This is a genomic window from Algoriphagus oliviformis (genome assembly GCF_017254915.1).
Lineage (GTDB): Bacteria > Bacteroidota > Bacteroidia > Cytophagales > Cyclobacteriaceae > Algoriphagus > Algoriphagus oliviformis.
In genome coordinates this window covers 498165-522864 of sequence record NZ_JAFKCT010000002.1, presented here as the reverse complement: position 1 = coordinate 522864, position 24700 = coordinate 498165, and the positions used below count along the sequence as shown (strand labels likewise).

20 protein-coding genes and 1 tRNA gene are annotated in these 24700 nt (G+C 51.1%); 6 read left to right on the top strand and 15 right to left on the bottom strand.

Annotated elements, in window-relative coordinates:
- Positions 1-209 precede the first annotated feature (209 nt).
- Positions 210-3080, top strand: a complete 2871-nt coding sequence (locus J0A68_RS07765) for a type I restriction endonuclease subunit R (protein WP_206577610.1) — start codon at positions 210-212, stop codon at positions 3078-3080.
- A 153-nt stretch (positions 3081-3233) separates the two neighbouring features.
- Here the strand turns inward: J0A68_RS07765 and J0A68_RS07760 are convergent, their stop codons facing one another.
- Together J0A68_RS07760 and J0A68_RS07755 are read right to left on the bottom strand one after the other, a co-directional pair.
- A complete protein-coding gene (locus tag J0A68_RS07760; RefSeq protein ID WP_206577609.1) occupies positions 3234-5291 on the bottom strand; it encodes a DUF349 domain-containing protein in 2058 nt (685 codons plus the stop codon).
- Between the two features lie 48 nt (positions 5292-5339).
- Complete coding sequence (locus J0A68_RS07755; RefSeq protein WP_206577608.1) at positions 5340-5909, bottom strand: YqgE/AlgH family protein; 570 nt, start codon at positions 5907-5909, stop codon at positions 5340-5342.
- A 103-nt stretch (positions 5910-6012) separates the two neighbouring features.
- Between J0A68_RS07755 and pdxH the strand changes: the two genes are divergently transcribed.
- Positions 6013-6648, top strand: a complete 636-nt coding sequence (pdxH, locus tag J0A68_RS07750; protein ID WP_206577719.1) for a pyridoxamine 5'-phosphate oxidase — start codon at positions 6013-6015, stop codon at positions 6646-6648.
- Here pdxH and bshB1 read toward each other — a convergent pair whose 3' ends face one another.
- From bshB1 to J0A68_RS07710, 8 genes are all read right to left on the bottom strand, one after another.
- Positions 6649-7365, bottom strand: a complete 717-nt coding sequence (gene bshB1, locus J0A68_RS07745; protein ID WP_206577607.1) for a bacillithiol biosynthesis deacetylase BshB1 — start codon at positions 7363-7365, stop codon at positions 6649-6651. It lies immediately after the preceding gene.
- A gap of 7 nt (positions 7366-7372) precedes the next feature.
- Positions 7373-8413: a M23 family metallopeptidase gene (locus tag J0A68_RS07740; RefSeq protein ID WP_206577606.1), complete on the bottom strand. Its 1041-nt coding sequence runs from the start codon at positions 8411-8413 to the stop codon at positions 7373-7375.
- A gap of 9 nt (positions 8414-8422) precedes the next feature.
- Positions 8423-9367, bottom strand: coding sequence for a thioredoxin-disulfide reductase (gene trxB / locus J0A68_RS07735; RefSeq protein WP_206577605.1), 945 nt, complete (start codon positions 9365-9367; stop codon positions 8423-8425).
- Positions 9368-9531: 164 nt separating this feature from the next.
- On the bottom strand, positions 9532-10395 hold the full coding sequence (locus J0A68_RS07730) for a sigma-70 family RNA polymerase sigma factor (RefSeq protein ID WP_026951708.1): 864 nt from the start codon (positions 10393-10395) through the stop codon (positions 9532-9534).
- 58 nt (positions 10396-10453) lie between these two features.
- On the bottom strand, positions 10454-12601 hold the full coding sequence (gene pnp, locus J0A68_RS07725; protein WP_206577604.1) for a polyribonucleotide nucleotidyltransferase: 2148 nt from the start codon (positions 12599-12601) through the stop codon (positions 10454-10456).
- Between the two features lie 101 nt (positions 12602-12702).
- On the bottom strand, positions 12703-12978 hold the full coding sequence (gene rpsO, locus J0A68_RS07720; RefSeq protein ID WP_206568761.1) for a 30S ribosomal protein S15: 276 nt from the start codon (positions 12976-12978) through the stop codon (positions 12703-12705).
- Between the two features lie 61 nt (positions 12979-13039).
- Entirely contained in the window at positions 13040-14803 is a 1764-nt protein-coding gene (locus J0A68_RS07715) for an LptF/LptG family permease (protein ID WP_206577603.1), read from the bottom strand.
- A 72-nt stretch (positions 14804-14875) separates the two neighbouring features.
- Positions 14876-15271 (bottom strand): START-like domain-containing protein, encoded by a 396-nt coding sequence (locus J0A68_RS07710; protein ID WP_206577602.1) that lies wholly within the window; start codon positions 15269-15271, stop codon positions 14876-14878.
- Between the two features lie 266 nt (positions 15272-15537).
- Between J0A68_RS07710 and J0A68_RS07705 the strand changes: the two genes are divergently transcribed.
- The 3 genes from J0A68_RS07705 (at position 15538) to J0A68_RS07695 (ending at position 17421) form a co-directional block, all read left to right on the top strand.
- Positions 15538-15611 (top strand) — tRNA-Met (locus tag J0A68_RS07705).
- 40 nt (positions 15612-15651) lie between these two features.
- Positions 15652-15906: a GIY-YIG nuclease family protein gene (locus J0A68_RS07700; RefSeq protein ID WP_206577601.1), complete on the top strand. Its 255-nt coding sequence runs from the start codon at positions 15652-15654 to the stop codon at positions 15904-15906.
- 186 nt (positions 15907-16092) lie between these two features.
- Complete coding sequence (locus tag J0A68_RS07695; protein ID WP_206577600.1) at positions 16093-17421, top strand: Nramp family divalent metal transporter; 1329 nt, start codon at positions 16093-16095, stop codon at positions 17419-17421.
- Positions 17422-17477: 56 nt separating this feature from the next.
- On the opposite strand, the gene rplT is transcribed toward J0A68_RS07695, so the two are convergent.
- The 5 genes from rplT to J0A68_RS07670 all read right to left on the bottom strand — a co-directional run bounded on the left by rplT (position 17478) and on the right by J0A68_RS07670 (position 23326).
- Positions 17478-17822: a 50S ribosomal protein L20 gene (gene rplT, locus J0A68_RS07690; protein WP_026951716.1), complete on the bottom strand. Its 345-nt coding sequence runs from the start codon at positions 17820-17822 to the stop codon at positions 17478-17480.
- A 104-nt stretch (positions 17823-17926) separates the two neighbouring features.
- Complete coding sequence (gene rpmI, locus J0A68_RS07685; RefSeq protein WP_077350130.1) at positions 17927-18121, bottom strand: 50S ribosomal protein L35; 195 nt, start codon at positions 18119-18121, stop codon at positions 17927-17929.
- Between the two features lie 24 nt (positions 18122-18145).
- Entirely contained in the window at positions 18146-18703 is a 558-nt protein-coding gene (infC, locus tag J0A68_RS07680; protein ID WP_236021392.1) for a translation initiation factor IF-3, read from the bottom strand.
- An 85-nt stretch (positions 18704-18788) separates the two neighbouring features.
- Positions 18789-20738 carry a threonine--tRNA ligase gene (thrS, locus tag J0A68_RS07675; protein ID WP_206577599.1) on the bottom strand — a complete coding sequence of 650 codons (1950 nt, stop codon included), beginning with the start codon at positions 20736-20738 and terminating at the stop codon, positions 18789-18791.
- A gap of 110 nt (positions 20739-20848) precedes the next feature.
- Complete coding sequence (locus tag J0A68_RS07670; protein WP_206577598.1) at positions 20849-23326, bottom strand: DUF5686 and carboxypeptidase-like regulatory domain-containing protein; 2478 nt, start codon at positions 23324-23326, stop codon at positions 20849-20851.
- A 168-nt stretch (positions 23327-23494) separates the two neighbouring features.
- Here J0A68_RS07670 and lhgD point away from each other — a divergent pair, with 168 nt between their 5' ends.
- Entirely contained in the window at positions 23495-24697 is a 1203-nt protein-coding gene (gene lhgD / locus J0A68_RS07665; RefSeq protein WP_206577597.1) for an L-2-hydroxyglutarate dehydrogenase, read from the top strand.
- Positions 24698-24700: the final 3 nt, after the last annotated feature.

Below are 24700 nucleotides of genomic sequence, written 5' to 3'. Positions count from 1 at the left end.
CTTCCAAGTTTACCTGGAATGTATTACCCCTCCAAATCCAGACTCAACATCCACCTTACGCTGGTTTTATGGATCAATCTGCTATTGATGGTACTGAATCCCAAGCATCGGACATCGGACATCGGACATCCAGCCTTATTGAACCAGAAGACAGATCAACTTACCGAAAATTGCAAAGCTGGCAGAATTCCGGATACGCTCACCAACCAATGACCATACAGCCCGAACAGACCCTCGAAAACAACCTCGTCGACCAACTTGTACAGCTCGGATACAATAAGGTCATCCTCCGAGACGAACAAGACCTTCTGGGCAACCTCAAAACCCAGCTGGAAAAGCACAACCGCGTGAAGCTCAGCGAGGGCAGCTTCTCCCAGATCCTCAACTTCATCAACAAGGGTGGCGTATTCGAGCGCGCCAAAATTCTCAGAGATCGGGTGCCCTATCTGGATGAGATGGGCGAGCACCGCACCATCGAACTGGTCAACCAACTCCACTGGTGTCAAAACGAGTTCCAGGTGACCCAACAGCTCAGCATGGAGGGCACGTACAGAAACCGCTACGATGTCACCATCCTGATCAACGGACTTCCCCTCGCCCAGATCGAGCTCAAGCGTCGCGGACTGGAGCTGAAGGAAGCCTTTAAGCAAACCCTGCGCTACGGCATCCATTCCTTCGGTGCCGGACAGGGTCTCTTCCAGTTTATCCAACTCTTCGTCATCAGTAATGGCGTCAACACAAAGTACTACGCAAACTCCAGCCTGAAAGACCGCTCCTTCAAGCAGACCTTTTACTGGACAGATCCAAAGAACCAGTTGATCACTCAGCTGCAGGCCTTCACGGATGTGTTTCTGGAGCGCTGCCACCTGGCCAAGATGATCACCAAGTATGTCGTGCTCAACGAGGGCAACAAGACGCTGATGGTGCTTCGCCCCTACCAGTACTTCGCCACCGAGGCCATCGTGGAGCGGGTGAAGACCAGTGACAAGTTTGGGTATATCTGGCACACCACCGGCTCGGGCAAGACGCTCACCTCCTTCAAGACCGCCCAGATCCTCTGCAACCTCCCTGAAGTCCACAAAGTCGTCTTCGTCGTGGACAGAAAAGACCTGGACACCCAGACCGTCGAAGAGTTCAACGCCTTCAGTAAGGGTAGCATCGACGGTACCAACGATACAAAAACCCTGGTAAGGCAATTGGAAGGAGATGCCCGACTCATCGTCACCACCATCCAGAAGCTGAACACGGCGGTATCCAAGACACGCCATCTGGGAAAAATTGGACAGCTGCGGGACAAAAAGATCGTATTCATCTTCGACGAATGCCACCGCTCCCAGTTTGGAAAGACCCACGAGCAGATCAAGGGCTTTTTCGAAGGTTCCCAGATGTTCGGCTTCACCGGCACCCCTATCTTTGAGCAAAACGCCGGGACAAACAGCTACGGAAAGCGGACGACCAAGATGCTGTTTGGTGACTGCCTGCACAAGTATGTGATCACCGACGCGATCCGGGATGAAAACGTCCTGAAGTTTTCCGTCGAATACATCAGCACCTTTCGCAAGAAAGACCAGATCCTGGACATCAACGTGGAAGCCATCGACGAGGAAGAAGTGATGACCGCTCCCCAGCGCCTGGAGTCCATCGTCGAGTACATCATCCAAAACCATGGCAAGAAGACCCACAACCGGGAGTTTACATCCATCCTATGCGTACCCAGCGTGCCTGTGCTGATCCAGTATTACCAGCTTTTCCACCGCAAGCGCCAGGAAGGAGCCCATCAGCTGAAGGTAGCCACGATTTACTCCTATGGCCAAAATGTGGATCTGATCGAGGATGGTGGCTTTGAGGACGACTGGGAAGAAAGCGAGTTTGGCATCGCTGCGGACAACGAAAGAGCGCCCTATGGCCTACCCGGTGCCAAGCATCCCCGCGAATACTTGGACGAGTTCATCGGTCACTACAACCAAGACTTCAACACCAACTACTCCACCAAAGACAGTAAACTATTTTACCAGTACTATATCGACATTGCCAAGAAGGTCAAAAAGAAACAGATCGACGTACTGCTGGTAGTGAACATGTTTCTCACGGGTTTTGACAGCAAGTCGCTGAACACGCTGTATGTGGACAAAAACCTCAAGTTCCACGGACTAATCCAGGCCTACTCCCGTACCAATCGTATCCTGAACGAACTCAAGTCCCAAGGCAACATCGTCTGCTTCCGAAACCTGAAGAGCGCCACGGACGAAGCGATCACCCTGTTCTCCAACATCGCGGCCAAGGACGAAATCATCCTCCAGCCTTACGAGGACTATGTGCGGAAATTCGCAGAGGCCTATATCAAGCTGCTGCAGATCACCCCAACCGTGGACAGCGTCAACCATCTGCCGAGCGAGGTGGAGGAATTGGAATTCATCAAGGCCTTCCGGGAGTTGATGAGGATCAAGAACGTGCTGGGGACCTTTACCGAGTTCAGCTTTGCGGATCTGGCGATGCCGGAGCAGACCTTCGAAGACTACAAGAGTAAATACTTGGACCTCTACGACAAGGCCAAGGGACATACGCAAAAGGAAAAGGTATCCATCCTCCAGGATGTGGACTTTGAGCTGGAGCTGATCCACCGGGACGAAATCAACGTGTCCTACATTCTCAAGCTCTTGGCTAAGCTAAAAGATGCGCCGCTAGAGGAGCGCGAGAAGCAAGAGCAGGCCATCGTCGACCTCATGGTAGGCGAGTCCCAACTCCGCAGCAAGCGGGAACTGATCGAGAAGTTCATCCGCGAAAATCTCCCCCAGATCGGCGACTCGGAGCAGATCCCGGAGGAATTTGAGCAGTTCTGGACAAGAGAACGCATCGAGGCGGTCAGGATGCTCAGCGAAGAAGAAGGACTGGAGCCCGCCCCCTTGGAAGATCTCATCGCCCGCTATATCTATACTGAGAAAGAACCCTTACGGGACGAGGTGGTATCGATCATGAAGGACAAGCCAGGCCTGGCCAAACGCAAGTCCACCGCCGAGCGGGTGATCGGTAAAATCGTCGACTTCGTGGAGACTTTTATCAGCGGAATCGCGGCGGCTTAGTAATTGTTTTTCCAAAACAATTTTAAGGTGAAATGGTGTAGGGATGAAAGAAAACCCATTCAAGTGAAATTTCAAGCTACTGCCTAAAAGGAGTTAGGCAGAAAAAAAAGGAAGTTTAAAAACTCCCTTTTCCCTAATTTATAGCATGAAAATTCAGAACTCCTTCAGGATGTTCAGCTTCTTTTTCAGCTTGTCTATCTCTTCTTCCGCCTTTTGGATTTTCACATCAAACTGGTCCTTGAGCTTATCGGCGGTTTTGGATGCCGCAAAGAATTCCAGGTTGTTTTTCCAGAGGGTGATGTTGTTTTCCAGATCGGCGATTTGCTTGCGTATGCCATGCTCCTTCTTGTTGAGGGTCTTCACGGCATTTGGATCGGACTGGATACGGTTTAGGTTGAGCCTAAACAGAAAATCTTCCCGATCGGTATCGGTAGAGTCGAGGTTTTCAAGATACTTGTCCACGGCATCCTTAAACTGCGCCTGCACCTCCTTGATATTCTTGCGAGGCACAAAGCCAATCTCGTTGAACTCCGAAACCCAGGTGGTCAAGGCTTCCTCCGTCAGGCTCTCCCCAGATGCCGCATCGGCAATGGCTTGAATGATCTCCTGCTTTTTCTTCAGGTTCTGATCAAACTCGGAATGCGCCTGCTTGTTGGAGTTTCTTCTGTTTTCGAAGAAGGTATCGCAAGCGGACTTAAACTTCTTGTATAGCGCGTCTCTGTTCTTCTCAGGGGTCGGCCCCAGCTTCTTCCAGTCTTGCTGCAACTTCACGAGCTGGTTGGCGGTATTTTGCCAGTCGGTATTGTCCATCAGGGACTCCGCCTGTGCGATCAGTTCTTCGGCTTTCTTTTGGTTGGTAGCGCGGATTTCATCCAGTTCCTTGAAGAACAGGTTCTTATTGTGGAAGAAATGCTTGAAAGCCGCCCAAAACGCCTTGTTGATCTCCTTTCCGGACTCCTTCGGCACAGGGCCTATCTTTTCCCAAGCTTTCTGCACTTCCAGGATTTCCTTGGTCTTGGTATTCCAGTCCTTGATCCGGTCGGCCTTGAATTCGGCAAATGGAGCCAGCTGGGCAATCAATGCCTCTTTGTCGACTTGATTTTGTTTATAGACTTCCTTTTGGCCTTCGAAAAATTCCTTTCGGCGATCATAGACCGCATCTGATGCTGCCTTGAACCGCTGCCACAAATCCTCCTGATCCTCTCGGGGTACGGGGCCAATGTGCTTAAATTCCTCGTGCAGCTCGTTGAGCTGCTTGATGGCTTCCTTCAGCTCCTTGACATCCTTCAGCTGCTCGGCCTTTTCGCAGAGCTCCGTCTTGCTCTCCAGGTTTTTCTTGCGGTCAAGTTCCTTGAGCTCAAAATAGATGCTTCGATTGTCGTAGAAACGGTCCATGAGGGCATTGAAACTCGCCCAAAGGTTTCTGTTTTGAGCGGTAGGTACCGGACCGATGGACTTCCACTCTTCCTGGATGGCCTTGATAGCCCCCATACTGAGCGTAGTCTCTTCTCCGTCGACGAGGTCACGGAGTTTGTTCAAAAGCTCATTTTTCGCCGTGAGGTTCTTTTCCTTTTGCTTTTCGGCTTCTTTTCTCAGCGAGTTGATTTGGTAGCGGAAGTCGTTGAACACTTTGAAAAACTCACGCTCTTCCTCGTGCTGGCGGTATTCGAAATCATCTTCCGCTCCACCCTCTGCCTTGAATTTGGCCAATGCCTCTTCTTTGTCCTTGGAGACCAGCTCTTCGAAAGCAGCCTTGATCTCATGGGCCAGCTTGTCGAGCTTCAGTACGGGTACTTGGTGGATTTTATCCTTGAGGAGCTTCAAAAGTTGAACCTTGCCCAAGTCAGACAGGTCGATGTGCTCATCCGCATGGTCATCATCCTCGTCAGACTCTTCTGATTCCCCCTCCTCTTTCTCGCTTTGATCGTTTTTATCTGGGTCGACTGCAGCCTCATCCTTGGCAGCTTCCGCCGCGATAGGCGCCTCCTTTTCCGGAGCTGGCGCTGCGGGAGTTTCCTTCACCGAAGTTCCTTCGACGGCTTTCTCTTCCTCTGCTGCTACTGGCTGGGTATCTTCCGCATCCTTGCTTTCGGGACTTGGGACCGCTTCGGTTTGATCGGCTTGTTCTGCATTTTCGATACCCTTTACTTCCTCTTCGGAAGCTTGGGTCACCTTGTCTTTTTCAGACAATTCGTTACTTTTTTCAGTCATAAAAACGATACTATTTCAAGGCAATATGGGCAAAAGTAGGGATTTTGCCTAATTTAATCTTGGGTCGAGGGGATAATTTGCGATTACCTTAAACTCCCCTCCCATGTTTTTCAAAAGCAAGCGCCAAAGCTCGTCAGGGGTGTTTTCCAGTACATTCGGCTCCACTTTGTGGTCGCATACGATCCAGGTGTTTTCACCCAATTCGTCGGACAGCTGTCCGGATCCCCATCCACTGTATCCGATGAAAAAACGAACGTCATGAGGATCCAAAATGCCGCTTTTCAGATGCTCCACGAGGCTCTCAAAATCCCCTCCCCACCAGAGGTGCTCCCCTATGGCTATACTCCCCTCCAGAGACTTTTCCCCAAAGTAGATAAAGTGCAGGGTGTTCTGCTCTACGGGACCGCCCACAAAGACCTCGTTTTCCAAAAAGGAAAGCTCCTCGACCAACTCGCTGAGATGGAGGATGGAGGGCTTGTTCAGTACCAGTCCAAAACTTCCCTCAGCGTTGTGCTCGCAAAGCAAAACGACTGAGCGGACGAAGTTTTCATCCTGCAAAAAAGGTTCTGAAATCAGTAGATTTCCTGCTTGGGGGATTTTCGTAGCCTCATTCTTCATACTTATATCCTTTCCTATTGAGTGAAAAATATAGGCTTAAATTTTAAAAATCCAATGCCTGTGGTACTTTTATCAGGCAATTTTCAACCCAAGAGAATCGATGATGAAGCTTTCTGAAATTCGTAAAGACTACAGTTCCAAATCACTGGATATCAAAGATATAAACACAAACCCAATCGAGCAGTTTAGGAGCTGGATGGCCGAAGCAATCGATTCCGAAGTCCCCGAAGTGAACGCCATGTGCCTTTCTACCCTAGGCCTGGACGGCTACCCCAACGGGCGGATCGTACTGCTGAAAGAGGTCGATCAGGGATTTGTTTTTTTTACCAACTACGCGAGCGAAAAAGGACGAGAAATCGCCTCAAGCCCCAGAGCTTCGCTCACTTTTTTTTGGCCGCAGCTGGAGCGGCAGGTCCGGATCAGTGGCGATTTGTCAAAGGTGTCCGGCGCGGAATCCGACGCCTACTTCCATTCCAGGCCTCTGGGATCCCAGATCGGCGCTTGGGCTTCCCCCCAGAGCACCATCATTGCCAATCGGGAGGAATTGACCTCGCGTCAGCAGGCATTTGAGGAAAAATTTGCAACAGAGCCACTGACCCGACCGACGCACTGGGGAGGCTATAGGCTGACGCCGATACGGATGGAGTTTTGGCAGGGACGGCCGAGCAGGCTCCATGACCGCATTTCTTACCAGATGAATCCAGACCACAGCTGGAAAATCGACCGCCTGGCCCCCTGATTATTTCAGGTCGAAAAGGTCATTGACTCCCACAAAGCGCTCCACCGTGAAGCCCTCGCCATATTTGGCCCCGATGCGGTGGCCAAATTCCCGGGCTCTCGATTCGATAAAAGGCAAAAAGTCCGGAGAGGAAATGAAACTGGCCGGCTCTTCGGAGGAAGGATCGTAAAACTGCGACTTGAAGGCCATAATGCTGGCTACCTTGGTGTCCCAAAACTCTGAAATGTCGAAGATGAAATCAGGCTTGATGTAGTTGTTTTGGATGTAGTGGTAGACAAATTTCGGTCTCCAGGGCTCTTGCGCCTTTCCGTCGAGTGAAGTCTCGATCCGCCGGAGCCCACTCATGAAACAGGCGTTGGTAGCCAGAGAAGCCCCCTTCCCATGGTCGGGATGGCGATCTGCTACGGCATTGGCCAAAACGATATCGGGCTGGTACTTGCGGATAATGCGGATAAGCTCTTTTTGATGGGCCTCGTCGTCCTGGAAATAGATGTCTTTGAAGCCCATGTTTTCGCGGGCGGAGAGCCTCAGGATTTTCGCGGCTTCATCGGATTCCTCCAGTCGAAGCTCCGGCGTGCCGCGTGTGCCCATCTCTCCCTGGGTCAAGTCCACGATGCCGACTTTGTGCCCTTTGGCAATGTGTGCAGCGATAGTCCCTGAGCAACCCAATTCCGCATCGTCGGGATGGGCAGCCAACACCAAAATATCTAATTTCATCTAGTTCTTATTTTACTCTGAGATTTTGCCCCACTCTCAAGATGGAGCGGCTGCTGATGCCATTGAGTCGGGTGATCTGACTGATGGTCACGCCATACCTTCTGGCGATAGAGCCTAGCGTATCACCCCGCTTTACGCGATGGTAGGCAGCGGCCCTGGCTTTGGCGACATGGGAAAAGAGATCCTTGGTGATCATCAGATCCTGGATCGTCAGCGCTCCGACGTCAAAATCATAGACTTTCTCCGGATCAAAAGGCAAGCCCCGGTAGCGCATCTCATAGTGGAGATGGGAACCGGTACTACGGCCGGTGCTCCCGCCTTTTCCTATGATATCTCCGGCCTTCACTTCGTCCCCTACCTCGGCTATTTGCTTGGAAAGGTGGCCATACAAAGTCTCGAGGCCATTTTTATGCCTCACCAAAATGTAATAGCCCCATCCATATCGGTCATAGGACCGCACCCGCACGATGCCGTCAAAAGCGGAATATACCGGGTCCCCAGTATCCAAATCCAAATCGGTCCCATAGTGGTTTCTACCCCATCGGGGGCCAAAAACGGAGGTCTTTTTGGACTCATCCAGCGGCAGCTTCCAGTCCATGCCGTAGCGCTGGTCGTACAGGCGCAGCTGCAGGCTGTCCTGGAAATTGCGGATGTCAAAATTGTAGATGTCCACCTTCTTGCTGTCCCAGGTGGAATAGTATTCGAATGCCGTCACCCAGATACTGTCGATCTGAATCTGTTCGGACACCTTGACCAGCTGATTAGTGGGGGCCCAAGCCATCACGTTTTGGTCTTCACTGATGATAGACCGGATGCGGGCGAGATTGACGTCGTATTGGAAAATGAGGGAATCAGTCTGAAAGGTCAGCGTCCTGAGATAGGACTCCTGATCAAATTGCCTCAGTTCGATGTTTCTTCTCTCCTGGGCATTGGCTGGGTTTGTCGTACTGTTTTTCTTCACAATCTTGGGAAAAACCTGAGCATTGGCTTCGACGAAACCAATGCTCAGCAGGATTCCCAATATTGTCTTCAGAATGAAATTCCTCATCAACTGGATTTAATGATTCTCGTGTGCAGCCAAGAAGCGCTCAGCATCCAATGCCGCCATACAGCCGGTACCCGCTGCAGTGACAGCCTGTCTATAGATGTTGTCCTGAGCATCACCGCAGGCAAAAACGCCGTCAACGTTGGTTTTTGAACTTCCCGGAATTGTCTTGATGTAACCGGAGGGATCCATGTGGATAAACTCCCTGAAAATCTCCGTGTTGGGCTGATGTCCAATAGCAACAAAGAAGCCAGAAATTGCGATTTCCTGTTTTTCCCCGGTTTTATTGTTGACAATACGGACTCCATTCACCTCTTCCTCCCCGAGGATTTCGTCAGTCTCCGAGTTCCAAAGGATTTCGATTTTCGGATTGTTCATCACGCGGTTTTGCATGATCTGGGAAGCGCGCATCTCGTCTCTTCTTACGATCATGTAGACCTTGGAGCAGATGTTTGCCAAATAGGATGCCTCCTCACAGGCGGTGTCGCCGGCTCCTACTATGGCCACTTCCTGTCCGCGGAAAAAGAACCCATCGCAGACCGCACAGGCCGATACCCCTTTGCCATTCAGGCGGGTTTCGCTTTCTATTCCCAGCCACTTGGCTGAGGCTCCGGTGGAAATAATAGTCGTATCCGCATGGATAGTGACCTGATCGTCCACTGTGACCACGTGGGGACGGGCGGAAAAGTCCACCTTGGTCACCATGCCGTAGCGCACGTCAGTACCAAATTTTTCCGCTTGCTTTTTGAAATCCTCCATCATCTCAGGGCCCATGACGCCGTCAGGGTAGCCTGGATAGTTTTCCACGTCGTTGGTGATGGTGAGCTGTCCGCCTGGCTGGCCGCCGGTGTACAATACGGGTGACAATCCAGCCCTGGAGGCGTATATCGCGGCTGTATAGCCAGCAGGGCCTGATCCTATGATCAATACTTTGACCCTTTCAATTTGCTGATTCATTAATAGCTTGTATTAAATCGGTTAAATTTTGTCATTTTTGGATAGGCAACAAAACTCGGCCTAGTTAAAATTCCCTAAGCGGCCAATTGTCGCCTATTTTTCAGAGGGATAGTTTTGGAGGCACTCCAAATAAAAAAAGGGGCCTGAGCCCCCTTTTAGTCTTGTTATCCCAGGTAGGGTTTTAGCGTCTTACTTCTGGAAGTATGGCGCAGCCTCCTGATTGCTTTTTCCTTGATTTGTCTCACGCGCTCTCGGGTCAGGTTAAACTTCTCCCCGATCTCCTCCAGCGTCATGGCATGCTCACCGTTGAGTCCAAAGTACAGGGTGATCACGTCAGCCTCTCTTTGGGTCAGGGTAGAAAGTGCCCGCTGGACTTCTTTTCTCAGGGAGTCGGTCATCAGACCGTCGTCCGGCTTTTCGTCGCCGTCGTTTTCCAACACGTCCAAAAGGCTGTTTTCCTCACCCTGAACAAAGGGCGCATCCATGGATACGTGACGTCCGGAGATCTTCATGGTATCCACGACCTCAGAAGCGGTCACTTCGAGCACTTCGGCCAGCTCCTCGGGAGACGGCTCGCGCTCAAACTTCTGCTCCAGCTCGCTGAAGGTCTTGGAAATCTTGTTGAGGGACCCCACTCTGTTCAGCGGCAGACGGACGATCCTGGACTGCTCAGCCAAAGCCTGCAGGATGGACTGTCTGATCCACCATACGGCGTAGGAAATGAACTTAAAGCCACGGGTCTCGTCAAATCGCTGGGCAGCCTTGATCAAACCGAGATTACCTTCATTGATCAAATCTCCCAGAGAAAGCCCTTGGTTTTGGTATTGCTTAGCCACGGACACCACAAATCGAAGGTTTGCCTTGGTCAATTTCTCGAGGGCAAGCTGGTCGCCCTCACGGATTCTTTTTGCCAAAACCACTTCTTCATCAGCTGTCAACAGGTCGACTTTACCAATTTCCTGCAAGTACTTATCCAGTGATTGGGATTCTCTGTTGGTAATCTGTTTGCTAATTTTTAGCTGCCTCATTCAGGATGGAATTTGAGAAATTAATTTTTTAATGCAAATAAGATAATCAATTGTCTGATTAAGCTTGCTCTTTCTGAGCGGGTTTTTCCGGCTTGGGCAATAGAACTTTTCTGGAAAGTTTGAATTTGCCGGTCTTCTTATCGACATCGATCAGTTTGACAGTGATTTCTTCGCCTGGCTCGAGTACGCCTTCCATGCTTTCCAATCTCTCCCATTTGATCTCCGATATATGAAGTAAACCATCTTTGCCCGGCATAAATTCCACGAATGCCCCAAATGGCTGGATGTTTTTCACTTTCCCGGTATAAGTCTCGCCTATTTCCGGCTGTGCCACGATCGCTTTGATTCGCTTGATCGCCGCGTCCATGTTGGCCTGGTTGGCTGAGAACACGTTGATTTTGCCCTGGTTGTCGATCTCCTCGATCACGATCGTTGTGGCCGTGTCTTTTTGGATTTCCTGGATCACTTTGCCTCCAGGTCCGATCACAGCACCGATCAGTTCCTTTGGAATCCACATCATGAATGAGCGTGGGGTATGAGGCTTCAGGTCTGGCTTAGGCGCAGCCAGCGTCTTGGAGATTTCGTTCAGGATATGCAGACGACCGTCTTTTGCCTGATAAAGGGCTTCTTTCAACACCGCGTAGTCAAGACCTTCTACTTTGAGGTCCATCTGGCAAGCAGTGATTCCTTTTTCAGTTCCGGTCACTTTGAAGTCCATGTCACCCAAGTGGTCTTCGTCCCCAAGGATGTCAGAAAGGATCGCGTATTTTCCTGTTTTGGCATCGGAGATCATTCCCATCGCGATACCAGTGACTGGAGCTTTGATAGGGATACCAGCGTCCATCAGTGCCAAAGAACCCGCACAGACAGTAGCCATGGATGAGGAACCGTTTGATTCAAGGATATCGGAAACGACACGGATGGTGTATGGGTTTTCGGCTTCGGCAGGAAGTACTTTTTTCAAAGCTCTCATAGCCAAGTTGCCGTGACCAACCTCTCTCCTACCTGGGCCTCTGTTAGGCTTCACCTCACCGGTAGAGAATCCTGGGAAGTTGTAGTGCAGGAAGAACTTGTTGTAGCCAGAGATCACCGCTCCGTCGACCATCTGCTCGTCCATTTTGGTACCGAGCGTACAGGTGGTGACGGATTGGGTTTCCCCTCTGGTAAACACGGCAGAACCGTGTGCAGAAGGAAGGTAATCCACCACTGACCAGATCGGTCTGATTTCATTGAGCTCACGTCCGTCCAGTCTCTTCTTAGTTTCGAGGGTCAGGTTACGCGCGGCTTCTTTGTGGATCTTATGGAAGTATGGGCCGATAAGGCTGGCCTCAAACTCGTGCTCTTCGCCCAGGCTTTCTACGAAGGCATCTTTGATCGCCTTGATAGCCGCGGAGCGTTCGGTCTTGTTTGGAGTTTGGAGGCTCACTGAAGCAAAAAGCTTGTCGTACAGCTCTGCCTTCATCTTTTCGTAGAGGGCCAAATCGGACTTCTCGTGAGAGTATTCTCTCTTGGTTTCTTTGCCGACCATTTTGGTCAGTTCGACCTGTGCTTGGCAATGACGCTTGATCTCCTCGTGCGCAAACTGCAGCGCTTCGACCATTTCGTCTTCCTGGATCTCGGAAGCTTCGCCTTCCACCATCAGGATGTAGTCGAGGGAACCCGCCACGATAAACTCGAGGGAGGCCTTCTCCAGCGCGGATGGAGTCGGGTTGATGACCAAAGTCCCGTCGATCTTGGCGACGCGAACCTCGGAGATAGGGCCGTTAAAAGGAATGTCCGAAACAGACAAAGCAGCGGAAGCTGCCAAGCCCGCCAAGCTGTCTGGCAGCACTTCGCTGTCCGAAGACATCAAGGTGATCGCCACTTGGGTATCGGCATGGTAATCGTCTGGGAAGATCGGACGGATCGCACGGTCTACGATGCGGCTGATCAAAATCTCATAGTCGGAGAGCCTTCCCTCTCTTTTCAAAAACCCTCCCGGGATCTTGCCGGAGGATGCAAATTTCTCTTGGTAGTCTACTGACAAAGGCAAAAAATCCACGCCTTCAAGCGCGTCCTTTTTGGCGACGACGGTGGCCAAAAGCATGGCTTTTCCCATCCGTACCACTACAGATCCATCAGCCTGTTTGGCAAGTGCTCCGGTCTCGATAGTGATTTCTCTGCCATCCTGTAGTTGGATGGTCTTTGTGATCAAATTTGGTAACATAAATTGTTGTTAGATAATTTTCTTCGGTTTGAAAAATAAAGGCATCTAGCTTAAAAAAGAAAAAAGTAAGGTTCTCAACTTGGAGAACCTTACCCTAAGGATTATTTTCTGATTCCGAGCTCGGCGATGATCGCTCTGTAGCGCTCGATGTCTTTCTTATGGAGGTAGTCAAGTAGGCTTCTTCTCTTACCTACCAGCTTCAGCAGACCCAGTCGGGAGGAGTGATCCTTTTTGTTTGACTTCAAGTGCTCGGTCAAATGCTGGATTCTGTGCGTGAAGAGGGCAATCTGTGATTCAGGAGATCCTGTATCAGTAGCAGATTTTAACCGTCCATGATTTTGAAACAACTCTTGTTTTTTCTCTGATGTTAAATACATGTTTAGCTAAATTTTATAAAACAGCTACAAAGGTAAGGCTAATATTCCGGAAAGTAAACAATCAACTTGACTTTGCTGCCCGTTTGGGCAAAAAAGCGGACACTTTTTTCCAAAGTCCCGAATAAAAATCCGCTTCAAACAGCCGGGCGTCTTTGCGGGCCTGTCTGAGGAAAAACAAACCAAAAGGCAACAGGCAAAGATTGGAAAACACCGTCCCAAACAGCGGGTCCGTAATGCCTTCTTTGGCCCACTTCTCCCCCGTAATCGTCAACATGTAAAAGAGGATGAAGAAGATAATCGAGATCAGAACCGGCATGCCTAGGCCCCCCTTCTTGATGATCGAACCCAAAGGCGCACCAATGAGGAACATCACAAAACAGGCAATCGCCTGCGTGTATTTCTGGTACCAGGCGATTTCATATCGCCGATACTCCCGCTCATGACCTTCCACCTGGTTCTTTTTCACATCAAAGGAATTCTTCAGGTTTCGTGAATTGTTGAGCGCCATGGTGTAGGCATTGGAGATATATCCGCGCTGGATGACTACCGAGTCAATGAGGGCCCGCTCCTCGTCAGTCAGGGGTGCCGTCCTTTTGAATTTCGTAGGCGGCAGATTGACCACCGTGTCCGCCGCTGGGGCAGCAGGCGTGCTGGAAGCCACAGAGTCCAGTAGCTCCACGCGCTTGGACGAATCCCTGACAAATACCGAATCAGTCCCGGGAGCGTCTGCACTGCTGGTGACATAGATCCTAGAAATATCCTTGCGAGCCGAGTCGCCCTGTAGTACCGCGGCAGAATCCAAGCCTTTCTCCATTTCCTTCAGGGAGTCCTTTTCGGCTTTCTCCCTTTCAAGCCTTTCCCTGCGGATTTCATCGTCACGCCTTTTTCTTTCCTGGATTTCCTCCGGAGCGAGAAGCTTCCGCTCTTTCGAAAAAAAGGTGTAGGTACTCTGCGCAGTGATGTAGTTTTGGAACTTCAGGTCATTGACCAGCGTGTTGATCGAGTCCAGGCCCATCTTGATTTGGGAGATGTTTTTGATCGCCCGATTGGTAGACCAGAGGTCCTCCGGTGTTCTGCTGAGCTGGAAAGCATCCAGGTTGAACACGATGACGTTTTCGTCAAACTTCGTCCTGGAAAACTCCGGTGGTGGTTCGGCAATTCCTCTGCTCAGCCTAGCTTCCTTGTAGTTTTGCCCGTTGTAGAGCGTCAGCTTCAGGTAGCTGTCGTTGAAAAATGTCTCCATCCTACCCGAGTCCGCCAAGGTTACGTTGAGGTTTCCCTGCTGCTCGGCGTGGTTGTAGATGATGATGTCCTTGAGTCGTACGTCATCCAGCTTTTTGTTCACCTTGATGCTGTAGGACGGTATTCCCGCATAGAATACCCCCTCTTTGATGTCCAGTGCGGGGGATTTCATCCGGATGTCGTAGAGCAGGCTAAAGGTCTTCAGGTTGACCTTGGGTACTAGGTAATTGTTGGACAGGTAGGCGGCGATGGTCAGCAATACGGCAAAAATGCCAATCGGACGCATCGCCCGAATGAGGGAAATGCCGCTGCTTTTGATGGCGGTGAGCTCGAAGTGCTCTCCCAGATTGCCGAAGGTCATCAGGCTGGAGAGCAACACAGCCAGCGGCAGTGCCATGGGAGAAATACTGATCACAAAGTATCCGATCAGCTCCGCGTAGATCCAAAAACTCAGTCCCTTTCCGAATATCTCGTCAAAGTACTTGAGCATGTTGACGATCAGCAGAATAAAGTCAACGACTAGGAAGGTCAATAAAAAAGGCCCTAAAAAAGACCCCAAAATAAGCTTATCGAGTTTTTTCATCCGTGCAAACTTCCCCGGCTAGAAAAACGATTTTACCACGCCAGGGTTCAAAGTTGGCGATTTGGCGGCACTTTATCCACCTATAATTTCTTTTAGCTTCGAGACCAACCCGTCCCAGATGGCCTGGAGCTCCTCCTCTTCGTAGTCGTTGGAGTAGTCGATCACTTTCAAAAACAGGGATTGGGTGAGCTCGTTTTCCTCGAGTTTAAACTCGATAAAGGAATGATCCGACTCGTTTGGGCTCTTTGGGTCGAAAAAATCAAACTTCACATGGAGATTGGACCTCATCGAACTCAGTCTGGCGTGGTGGTCCTCATTGTCAAAATTGAAAATATAATTCTTGTCCTCGTCGATTCTCACCTCATCGGCAAACCACTCCTCTAATCCGCTGGCAGAACTTAAATAATGGAAAACAATTTTCTTCGAAGCATTTATTTGATAATCAGCGACAAACTTATTTTTGACCATGACGGGTTATTTTAAAGGCGACTTTTTCACACTTTTTCTCAAAACTGAACTTGCATTTCAGAGCACAAGACCTCATATTTGCATTCCCTTTCGCAGGGGGCTGAAAATAGCTGGTTTCACAAGGAAATAGCCTGATTTTTGAAAATTCGATGGTGCATTAAGTTAACCATTAATTTCAGAAATCAATCCAGAATATATATTTAAAACACAAGGCGAGGTAGCTCATCCCGATAGCCATCGGGAGGTTAGAGCGCAAGATTCATAATGGCGAGGTAGCTCAGATGGTTAGAGCGCAGGATTCATAACCCTGAGGTCGGGAGTTCAATTCTCCCTCTCGCTACAAAGGCTTTCGGAAACGGAAGCCTTTTTTTTTTGCGGCTATGAATTCATTCGTCGTGTACATCCTTTTCTCTCCCAGTTCTGGCAAGACCTACACTGGGATGACCTCCGATCTGATCACCAGATTCCATTTCCACAATTCCAAATCTACAAAAGGGTTTACCACACGATTTAGGCCATGGACTGTCGTCCACGTCGAGTTTTTTGGGGAAAAAGCGGACGCGTTACGGCGTGAGAAATACCTGAAAACAGGAACAGGCAGGGAATGGGTAAAAAGCAATGTTGTATTCTTTTGAGCGCTGACCAGCCCAGATGGCTAAAGCGCAGGATTCATATCCGCCTCGGGCGGACAGGAGTTCAATTCTCCCTCTCGTCCCGAACGCTTTCGGGAGCTTTCGGAAACGGAAGCCTTTTTTCTTTTCTAGTAGGTCTGGACATCGAAGCCGCATTTTCTCCTGACTCCTTTTTGGCTAAATTCCCCAATGCCAAAAACCGACCCTGTTTCTACGCTTGCTCCTCCCCAATCTTTTTTTTCCAAACTCCGATTTCTAGGCCCCGGATTTATCCTCTCGGCATCCATCGTCGGTTCCGGTGAGCTGATCGCCACGACCGTCCTCGGTGCCAAGGCCGGATTCATCACCTTCTGGGTGATCCTGGTCAGCTGCCTGATCAAAGTGGCCGTACAGTTGGAATTTGGCAAGAACGCCATCATCTCGGGTAGGCCGTTGATGCAGGACTTCAATAGCTTTCGGGGCTGGCGTATCCGAAACACCAATTGGATGGTCTGGGGCACCTTTGTCCTGACTTCCTTCAAGATCCTGCAGCTTGGCGGAATGCTCGGCGGCGCAGCCATCGCACTCAGCCTCCTCTTTCCGCAGTTGCCGGTGGCTCTCTGTGCCGTGATCCTGGGTGCGACCCTCCCCTATTTTTTTATCAAAAACTACTATTCCAGGATAGAGAAGGTGTCCACGACCTTGGTCTGTGGTTTTACACTGTTTACGCTTGCCTCTTTTGCGGCTATTTTCTTCACCTCCTATTCCTTTGGCTTGACTGAGCTCTCGACAGGCCTCACCTTCCAACTGCCTCCTGAGCTGGTCTTTGTCGCCATTGGGGCCTTTGGAATCACGGGCGTGGCTAGCGACGAGATCATCGCCTACACCTATTGGTGCCAGGAGAAAGGCTACGCGCGATACCTAGGCCCCTATGAGGAATCCCCGGAATGGCATGCCCGCGCGAAGGGATGGATCAAAGTCATGCACTTGGACGCCTTCGTGGCCATGGGCATCTACACCTTGGTCACTGCGGCATTTTATCTGCTGGGAGCGGCGATTCTTCACGGTCGGGAGCGTATTCCCGAGGGTACCGATCTGGTCAATACACTTGCCGGTATCTATACCGAATCCCTCGGCTCTGGGGCTAGGGTCGGCTACCTGGTCGGGGCCTTCTTTGCGCTGTATTCAAGCGTTTTTGCCACCTTGGCCTATTGGACGCGCTTGTTTCCGGATATTTTCGTCGCCGCGGGATGGATCGCTCCGCAGGGCTTGGGAAAAAGCGTCCGCTTCCTCGCGTTGGGTTTGCCGCTATGCTGGGTGTTGACGTTCCTGTTTGTGAAGCAGCCCGGCGTCATGGTGCTGTTTGGCGGGGCGGTCGGATCCGTGCTGCTCTTGCTGACGGTCTATGGAGGAGTGGTCTTTTTCCTCCGCAACCAAGCCCTCAAGCTCACTCCCGGCAAGGTGTACCAAACCGTCTTTTGGCTGAGCATCGCCTCCATCCTGCTGGTGTCTGGCTACGGCATTTTCAAACTCTTCTAAACGAAAAAAGCCCTCCCTGTCGGGAAAGCTTTCCGCAAAATAAGGATGTGCCGACCTTATTTCACTCTTTCAACTACAGCTTTGAATGCCTCTGGATGGTTCATGGCGAGGTCAGCCAAAACCTTACGGTTCAGTTCGATCTCAGCTTTCTTCAACAGACCCATCAATTGAGAGTAGGATACGCCGTGCTCTCTGGCACCTGCGTTGATACGCTGAATCCACAGAGCTCTGAATTCTCTCTTCTTCGCTTTGCGGTCTCTGTAAGCGTACTGGAGACCTTTCTCATACTTGTTTTTGGCTACAGTCCATACGTTGCTACCTCTTCCGAAATAGCCTCTAGTGGCCTTTAGCACTTTTTTTCTTCTTGCTCTTGACGCTACCGCGTTTACTGATCTAGGCATAGTTTTTTGATTTTTGACACTTGGTGCCCCGTGTGACCGGGATCTTTTTTACCAGAGCATCTGGTGAATTAATTAACCTTGTTTTGTAAGCTTTCCGTCGAAAATCAGATTTTCAACATGTCTCTTACTCTACCTTCATCGGACACGTGTACCAGACCGGTTTTGGTCAGGTTGTGCTTACGCTTGGTAGATTTTTTCGTCAGGATGTGGCTTTTGAAAGCGTGTTTCCTTTTGATTTTGCCGGTTCCCGTCAACGCGAACCGCTTCTTTGCACTGGATTTGGTTTTTACTTTTGGCATTTTGCTGTATTTAGTTGGTTGAAATTATTTCTTGCTTGCCTTCGGGGCGATAAAGATGTTCATCCGCTTTCCTTCCAACTTTGGCATTTGCTCCACGGTGCCGTGGTCTTCGAGCTCCTGCGCAAATTTCAACAGCAGCATCTCTCCCCTTTCCTTGAAGACAATGGATCGGCCGACGAAGTGTACGTAGGCTTTCACTTTGGCTCCTTCTTTCAGAAAGTTGATTGCATGCTTCAGTTTGAAGTTGAAGTCGTGATCATCGGTATTAGGCCCGAATCTGATTTCTTTTAGCACAACCTTGGCCGCATTGGCCTTGATCTCCTTTTGCTTCTTCTTTTGCTCGTATTTAAACTTTGCGTAGTCGATGATCTTACATACAGGAGGCACGGCGTTGGGAGAAATCTCTACAAGATCCAGTTCGTTTTCCTGGGCAAGTTTGATGGCTTTTTCGATGGGAAGGACGGCATTGCCCCCTTCTACGAAATCCCCTACTAGTCTTACTTCGCGAACCCGGATCTTATGGTTGATCCTATAGGGTTCCTCTTGTCTTCCTCTTTGGTGCTGATGTGGTCTTTGGCTCAAGTTAGCTTTGGTTGTTTCTTGTGAAATTGCCTGCAAATATCGGAATTATTTCCAATTCTAAAAAGCGGAATAAAATATTACGTTATTACTGTCCGCTCAGCGATTCTGAAATAATCCCCTGAAAATACTGGATAAAGTCCGCTATCGCGAAGCTTCCCAGGTCTCCCTGGCCATGCTTTCGGACGGACACCTTCTGCTCTTCCTGCTCTTTTTCGCCGACGATCAGCATGAAAGGCACCTTTTTGACCTCGGCATCGCGGATCTTTCGGCCGATCTTCTCATCACGGTTATCGATGTTGCCGGCGATACCCGCCTCGTCCAGCAGCGCTTTCAGCTCTTCAGCGTAAGCAATGTACTTCTCCGAGATAGGCAGGATATTGATCTGCTCAGGAGAAAGCCATAGCGGAAAATCTCCTGCACAGTGCTCGATCAAGACGGCGACAAAACGCTCCAGCGAACCAAAAGGCGCGCGGTGGATCATCACCGGACGGTGCTTTTGGTTGTCTGAGCCAATATACTCCAGCTGGAATCTGTCCGGAAGCTGGTAGTCCACCTGGATCGTTCCAAGCTGCCACTTTCTGCCCAAGGCATCCTTCACCATGAAGTCCAGCTTAGGCCCGTAGAAGGCCGCCTCTCCGAGTTCGGTGACGGTATCCAGTCCTTTTTCGGCAGCTGCTTCGATGATTGCCGCCTCGGCTTTGTTCCAAGCCTCGTCGCCACCGATGTATTTGGATGGGTTCTCCGGGTCGCGCAGGGAGATCTGTGCAGTATAGTCCTGGAAGCCCAGTGCCTTAAACACATAGAGCACCAGGTCGATCACCTTGATAAACTCCTCCTTCACCTGATCTGGACGGCAGAAGATGTGCGCGTCGTCCTGGGTAAAACCTCTCACGCGGGTCAGGCCATGCAGCTCGCCGCTCTGCTCGTACCGGTACACGGTGCCAAACTCCGCATAGCGGATCGGCAGATCCTTGTACGATCTCGGCTTGTGCTTATAGATCTCGCAGTGGTGCGGACAGTTCATCGGCTTCAGCAGGAAGGCCTCGCCCTCATGCGGCGTGGTAATCGGCTGGAAGGAATCCTTGCCATACTTCTCGTAGTGGCCGGAGGTTTCGTAGAGCGCCTTGTGGCCGATATGTGGCGTGATGACCTGCTGGTAGCCGGATTTGTCTTGGGCTTTTTTGAGAAAATTCACCAGACGCTCCCGCAGCAAGGTGCCCTTAGGCAGCCACAGCGGCAGTCCCATGCCCACTTTTTCGGAGAAAGTAAAAAGCTCCAGCTCGCGGCCCAGCTTGCGGTGGTCGCGTTTTTTCGCCTCTTCGAGCAGGGTCAAATAGTCTTTCAGTTCCTGTGCTTTCGGAAAAGTCACCCCGTAGATACGGGTCAGCATCTTGCGCTTCTCATCCCCTCTCCAGTAGGCACCGGCGATATTGGTCAGCTTGACCGCTTTTATAAAACCTGTGTTTGGGATATGCGGACCGCGGCAGAGATCGACAAAGCTTCCCTGCTCGTAGAATGTGATCGACCCGTCCTCCAGGCCTTCCAAGAGGTCCAGCTTGTACTCGTCCCCCTTTTCCCGGAAATAGGCTATCGCATCCGATTTGCCCACGCTTTTGCGGATGTATTCGTTTTTCTGCTTGGCGAGCTCGATCATCTTCTGCTCGATCTTTTCCAGCTCCTCGCCTTCGAGCTTGTGGTCGCCGAAGTCCACGTCGTAGTAGAATCCGGTCTCGATCGGAGGTCCGATGCCAAACTTGATGCCGGGATAAAGCGCCTCAAGCGCTTCGGCCATCAGGTGTGCAGAAGAGTGCCAGAAGGTGTTTTTCCCCTCTCCGTCGTTCCAGGTGAGCAGTTGTAGATTTGCATCGGAATGGATGGCGCGGGTAGCGTCCCACACCTCTCCGTTGACTTTGGCGGCAAGGACATTCCGCGCCAAACCCTCGCTGATACTTGCAGCAATCTGTAGCCCGGTTGTTCCTTTTTCGTACTCCCTCACGGAGCCATCCGGAAGGGTGATTTTGATTTGATCAGACATGTGTTGTTGTTTTTCTGCCCATACAAACAGGCAAATGGTCTAAGCTGCAAATATGCAAAACCGACTAGCAAAGGAAAAATTTAGTGCAGGGGAATGCGGAAAACTTTCGATCAAAGAATAAACTGCGCGCTCACCTTCACATGAAAAGGCTTGGCTCCGGGATTGTCCAGATAGGTCATCCGGTGGAAAAAGTCGACGCGGAGAAACTTGAAAATATTCTCTATCCCATAGCCCAGTTCGAGGTAAGGTGTTCCAAAATCGAGTCGTCCAAAGGTATTCAGGGGATTGCCATCCGGATCAAAAGCCGGCACATTGTCCACATTGTAGTCTTTGACCGAGCCCCAGAGCACGTTCGCATTGCCGACGAAGCGCCACTTCAAGCGCTTGATCAGCGGAATGGAATTCAGCAAGAAGCCCTCAAAGGACTGACGATAGCGGATACTGAAATATTGATCGGATGTAAACTCGGTAAAGTTCATCGTGTTGAAAGCTGCCGTGGTATAAAACAGCGTTTCGTTGCCCAGGTGGTTTTTCAGGATGGGATACGGCACCTCGCCAAAGATCTTGCCGGCATCCAGCTCGTACCGCCCGACTCCCAGCAATCCCATGTTGATGCGCTGGTAGACGTAGAAGCTGAGCTTTTGGTACTCCAAGTCCCCGCCCAAGCCACTGATTCCTTGGGCGTAGTTGACCTCGAAAATAGGCCACTTGATCGATCCCAGCGAGGTCCGCTCGTTGTCGTTGATCAGGATGATTTCATCCCGTCCGTAGCGGATTCCGGCACGGATCTCGGTCGTCTCGAAGCTGGACCGGTATTCCCGCGTGTCTTTTTCCAGGTAATAAAAGTCGTAGAGCGGATCAAATTGACCCACGTTCATTCCAGCTTTGACGAGAAAGCCCTTGAAAAACTCCCGCTGCACGTTCAGCCCGTGGTTGGTGCTGAAGTACGGACTCCGCAGCGTGCCAAACCTGCTGGCTGCCAAAAAGATGCTGTTGCTCTGCAGGTTGGCGATCTCCAGTCCGACCTGGTCGATTTCCTTGTTGGAGTACGCCTGGATGGTGGTCCAGTGGCTTCGGTCGAGGATCCGCGTGGCGGATGCGGCATATTTCCACTCCATGTCCCCAAAACCATAGGCCAGGTAGCCCTTCAGCTCCCACTTCTTGCTAAACTTGTAATTGGTCCGCAGTCCCATGCCGAGACGCACATTCTCGATGTTGTTGTAGTTGAAAAATCCCGGCCAGGGCCCGATGTCGATCTTGCCGATAGGCTTGTACCCCGTCGCGAAAAACTTCAGCCCTTCCGAGTAAAAACGGATGATGGGTATCGTCTTGAGCGTATCCACCATCTGCAGCACGGCCAGCTCCTCAGTGCTCAGGGGGTCGGGACGGTTTGCCACCCAAAAGTCCTCTTCGGCCATCCCAAAGTCAGGCTGGAGCTCCACCGCCTGGTTGAAAAACTTGGTCTCCTTGGGCTGGTTGACAAGGACGCTGTCTGTCGCGGTGTAAAACTTCGCCAAAAGCCCCGCTGTGTCATCGGTCACCTGTGCGATTTTGATCAGCACCCGGGTCTTGGAGGGAAGCAGTGGCCCGGCAGAGCTGGGGGCCAGCTCCTGCTGGATTTTGATCCTGTCCACGAAGTTCAGGTTGGCCGCCTTGGGGATCGTCAGATCCACCTGCTTGAGGGAATAGTCGTCCTTTTTGATCCAAATCGTACCGGTGAAAGCCAAGTCCTGCTCCCGACGTGGATACACCTGCAGCTTGTAGCAGCTGTCCTGACCCACGAGCACGGAGTCCAGCAGATCATAGTCGTAGAAGGTCTTCCACCCATCTGAGATTGGGGAGATAAAGTCCTTGTTTAGGATGGAAAGCCAGTTTTTGTAAAAGTTGTACTCCTGAAAGACCGAGCCGGTGATCTGCGAGGTTGTCGAGCCATCGGTAATCCCAACCCCGGTGACCTTGGTCTTTTCGATCACCTCCTTGCGCAGCTCGGGATTGTTTCGGTAGTAAAACTTGGAAACCGTCTCCGAGAAGAAAACAGGAAGGATCTTCTCCCCCTCGTCGTTGGTCAGCTGGCGGATACTGTCCAAGACTGAGGTCACTTTCTGGACGGATTTGCGCTGACGAAACTCCTCCGAGAGGTTGTCAATATCAATCTCGATCTTGGTGTAGTTTTTAGTCTCGTAGGCGTTCAGCGAGCGCTTGTCAAAGTCCTTTCGCCTAGCGGATGCCCGACGGATGATCTCGAAAGCCGGATTTTCCCCAGCTTCAAATACAAAAGCCTCCAGCTCAAAGTCGCTAGGTCTGAGCTGGAAGTTCAGCACCTGCTCAGGCTGGTCGGCCAGGGCCTTGGACTGGGAGATATACCCCAGGTAGCTCACCACCAGACTGTCGCTCAGGGACCTAGCCTGGATCAGGTAGTTGCCTTCGAAGTCGGTCGTGATGCCGGTGGTAGTCCCTCGGAGGATCACGTTGGCAAAGGCGATGGGGTCACCTGTTTCTGCGTCCGATACCTTCCCGCGGATCGTGTACTGGGCCCAGCCGGAGCTGGAAAAAAAGAAAAAGAAAGCAGCTAAAAAGAAGCGAGTCATTGTTTTGTTCACGCACATGGGGGTAATGGCTCGCAAGTTAAATCCAAACGGGGCGCTTTGCCCGGCTTTTGGTGTGAATATTTCCAAACAAGAAGCTTTTTCTTGGCCCGCAATGGGGTTTGCTTTGACTGTCCTGCATGTATATTTGGGGCCAAATTGAATGAGAAAATGACATACGATTTAGTGATAGTCGGAGGTGGGATTGTGGGACTGGCCACAGGCCTCAAAATCCAGAAGTCCCGCCCCGGGCTGAAAATTGCGGTTTTGGAAAAGGAGGACCAGCTGGCCAAACACCAGACGGGAAACAACTCGGGCGTGATACATTCCGGCCTTTATTACAAGCCGGGATCGCTCAAGGCCACCAACTGCATCAGCGGCTACCACGAGCTCGTGCAGTTTTGCGAGGAGGAAAAAATCCCCTTCGAGATCACCGGCAAGGTCGTGGTCGCCACCCGTGAGGAGCAAAAGCCACTGCTTCAGACCCTGCTGGACCGTGGCCTAGCCAATGGCTTGGAAGGCACCCGATACATCAGCCTGGAGGAGCTCAAAGGCTACGAGCCGCACTGCGCGGGTGTAGCCGCCATCCACGTGCCCCAGACCGGGATCGTGGACTACTACCAAGTGGCACTGGCCTATGGGAGGAAAATCCTCCAAAACGGAGGACAGATTTTTCTGAACCATAAAGTTTTGAAAATAAGCCAAAAAGAAGGGCTTAACTACATCGAAACTCCAAACAAGACCTTTGAAGCCAGACTGGTCGTCAACTGCGCCGGCCTCTACTCGGACAAGGTCGCCCAGATGAACGACCCGGCCATCGATGACGTCAAGATCATTCCCTTTCGAGGCGAATATTTCAAGCTCAAAAAAGAAAAGGAATACCTCGTCAAAAACCTCATCTACCCGGTTCCGGATCCCAACTTCCCGTTTCTAGGGGTGCATTTTACCCGCATGAAAAAAGGCGGAGTCGAAGCCGGGCCCAATGCGGTCCTGGCTTTCCGCAGGGAAGGATACAAGAAAAGCCAGATCAACCTCGCCGAGCTGGCGGAGTCCCTAGCTTGGCCGGGCTTCCAAAAAGTAGCCGCCAAATACTGGAAAACCGGTTTTGGGGAGATGTACCGCTCCTTTTCCAAAGCAGCCTTTACCAAGGCCCTACAGGAGCTGATCCCGGAAATCCAAGAATCAGACCTCGTCGAGGGTGGCGCCGGCGTGCGTGCCCAAGCCTGTGACCGCAGCGGCGGATTGCTGGACGACTTTGCCATCCGCGAGTCAGCCTACGCGATCAATGTGCTCAACGCCCCCTCTCCAGCAGCCACCAGCTCGCTTGCGATTGGCGGAACGGTGGCAGCTATGGTATTGAAGCGATTTGACTAGCCT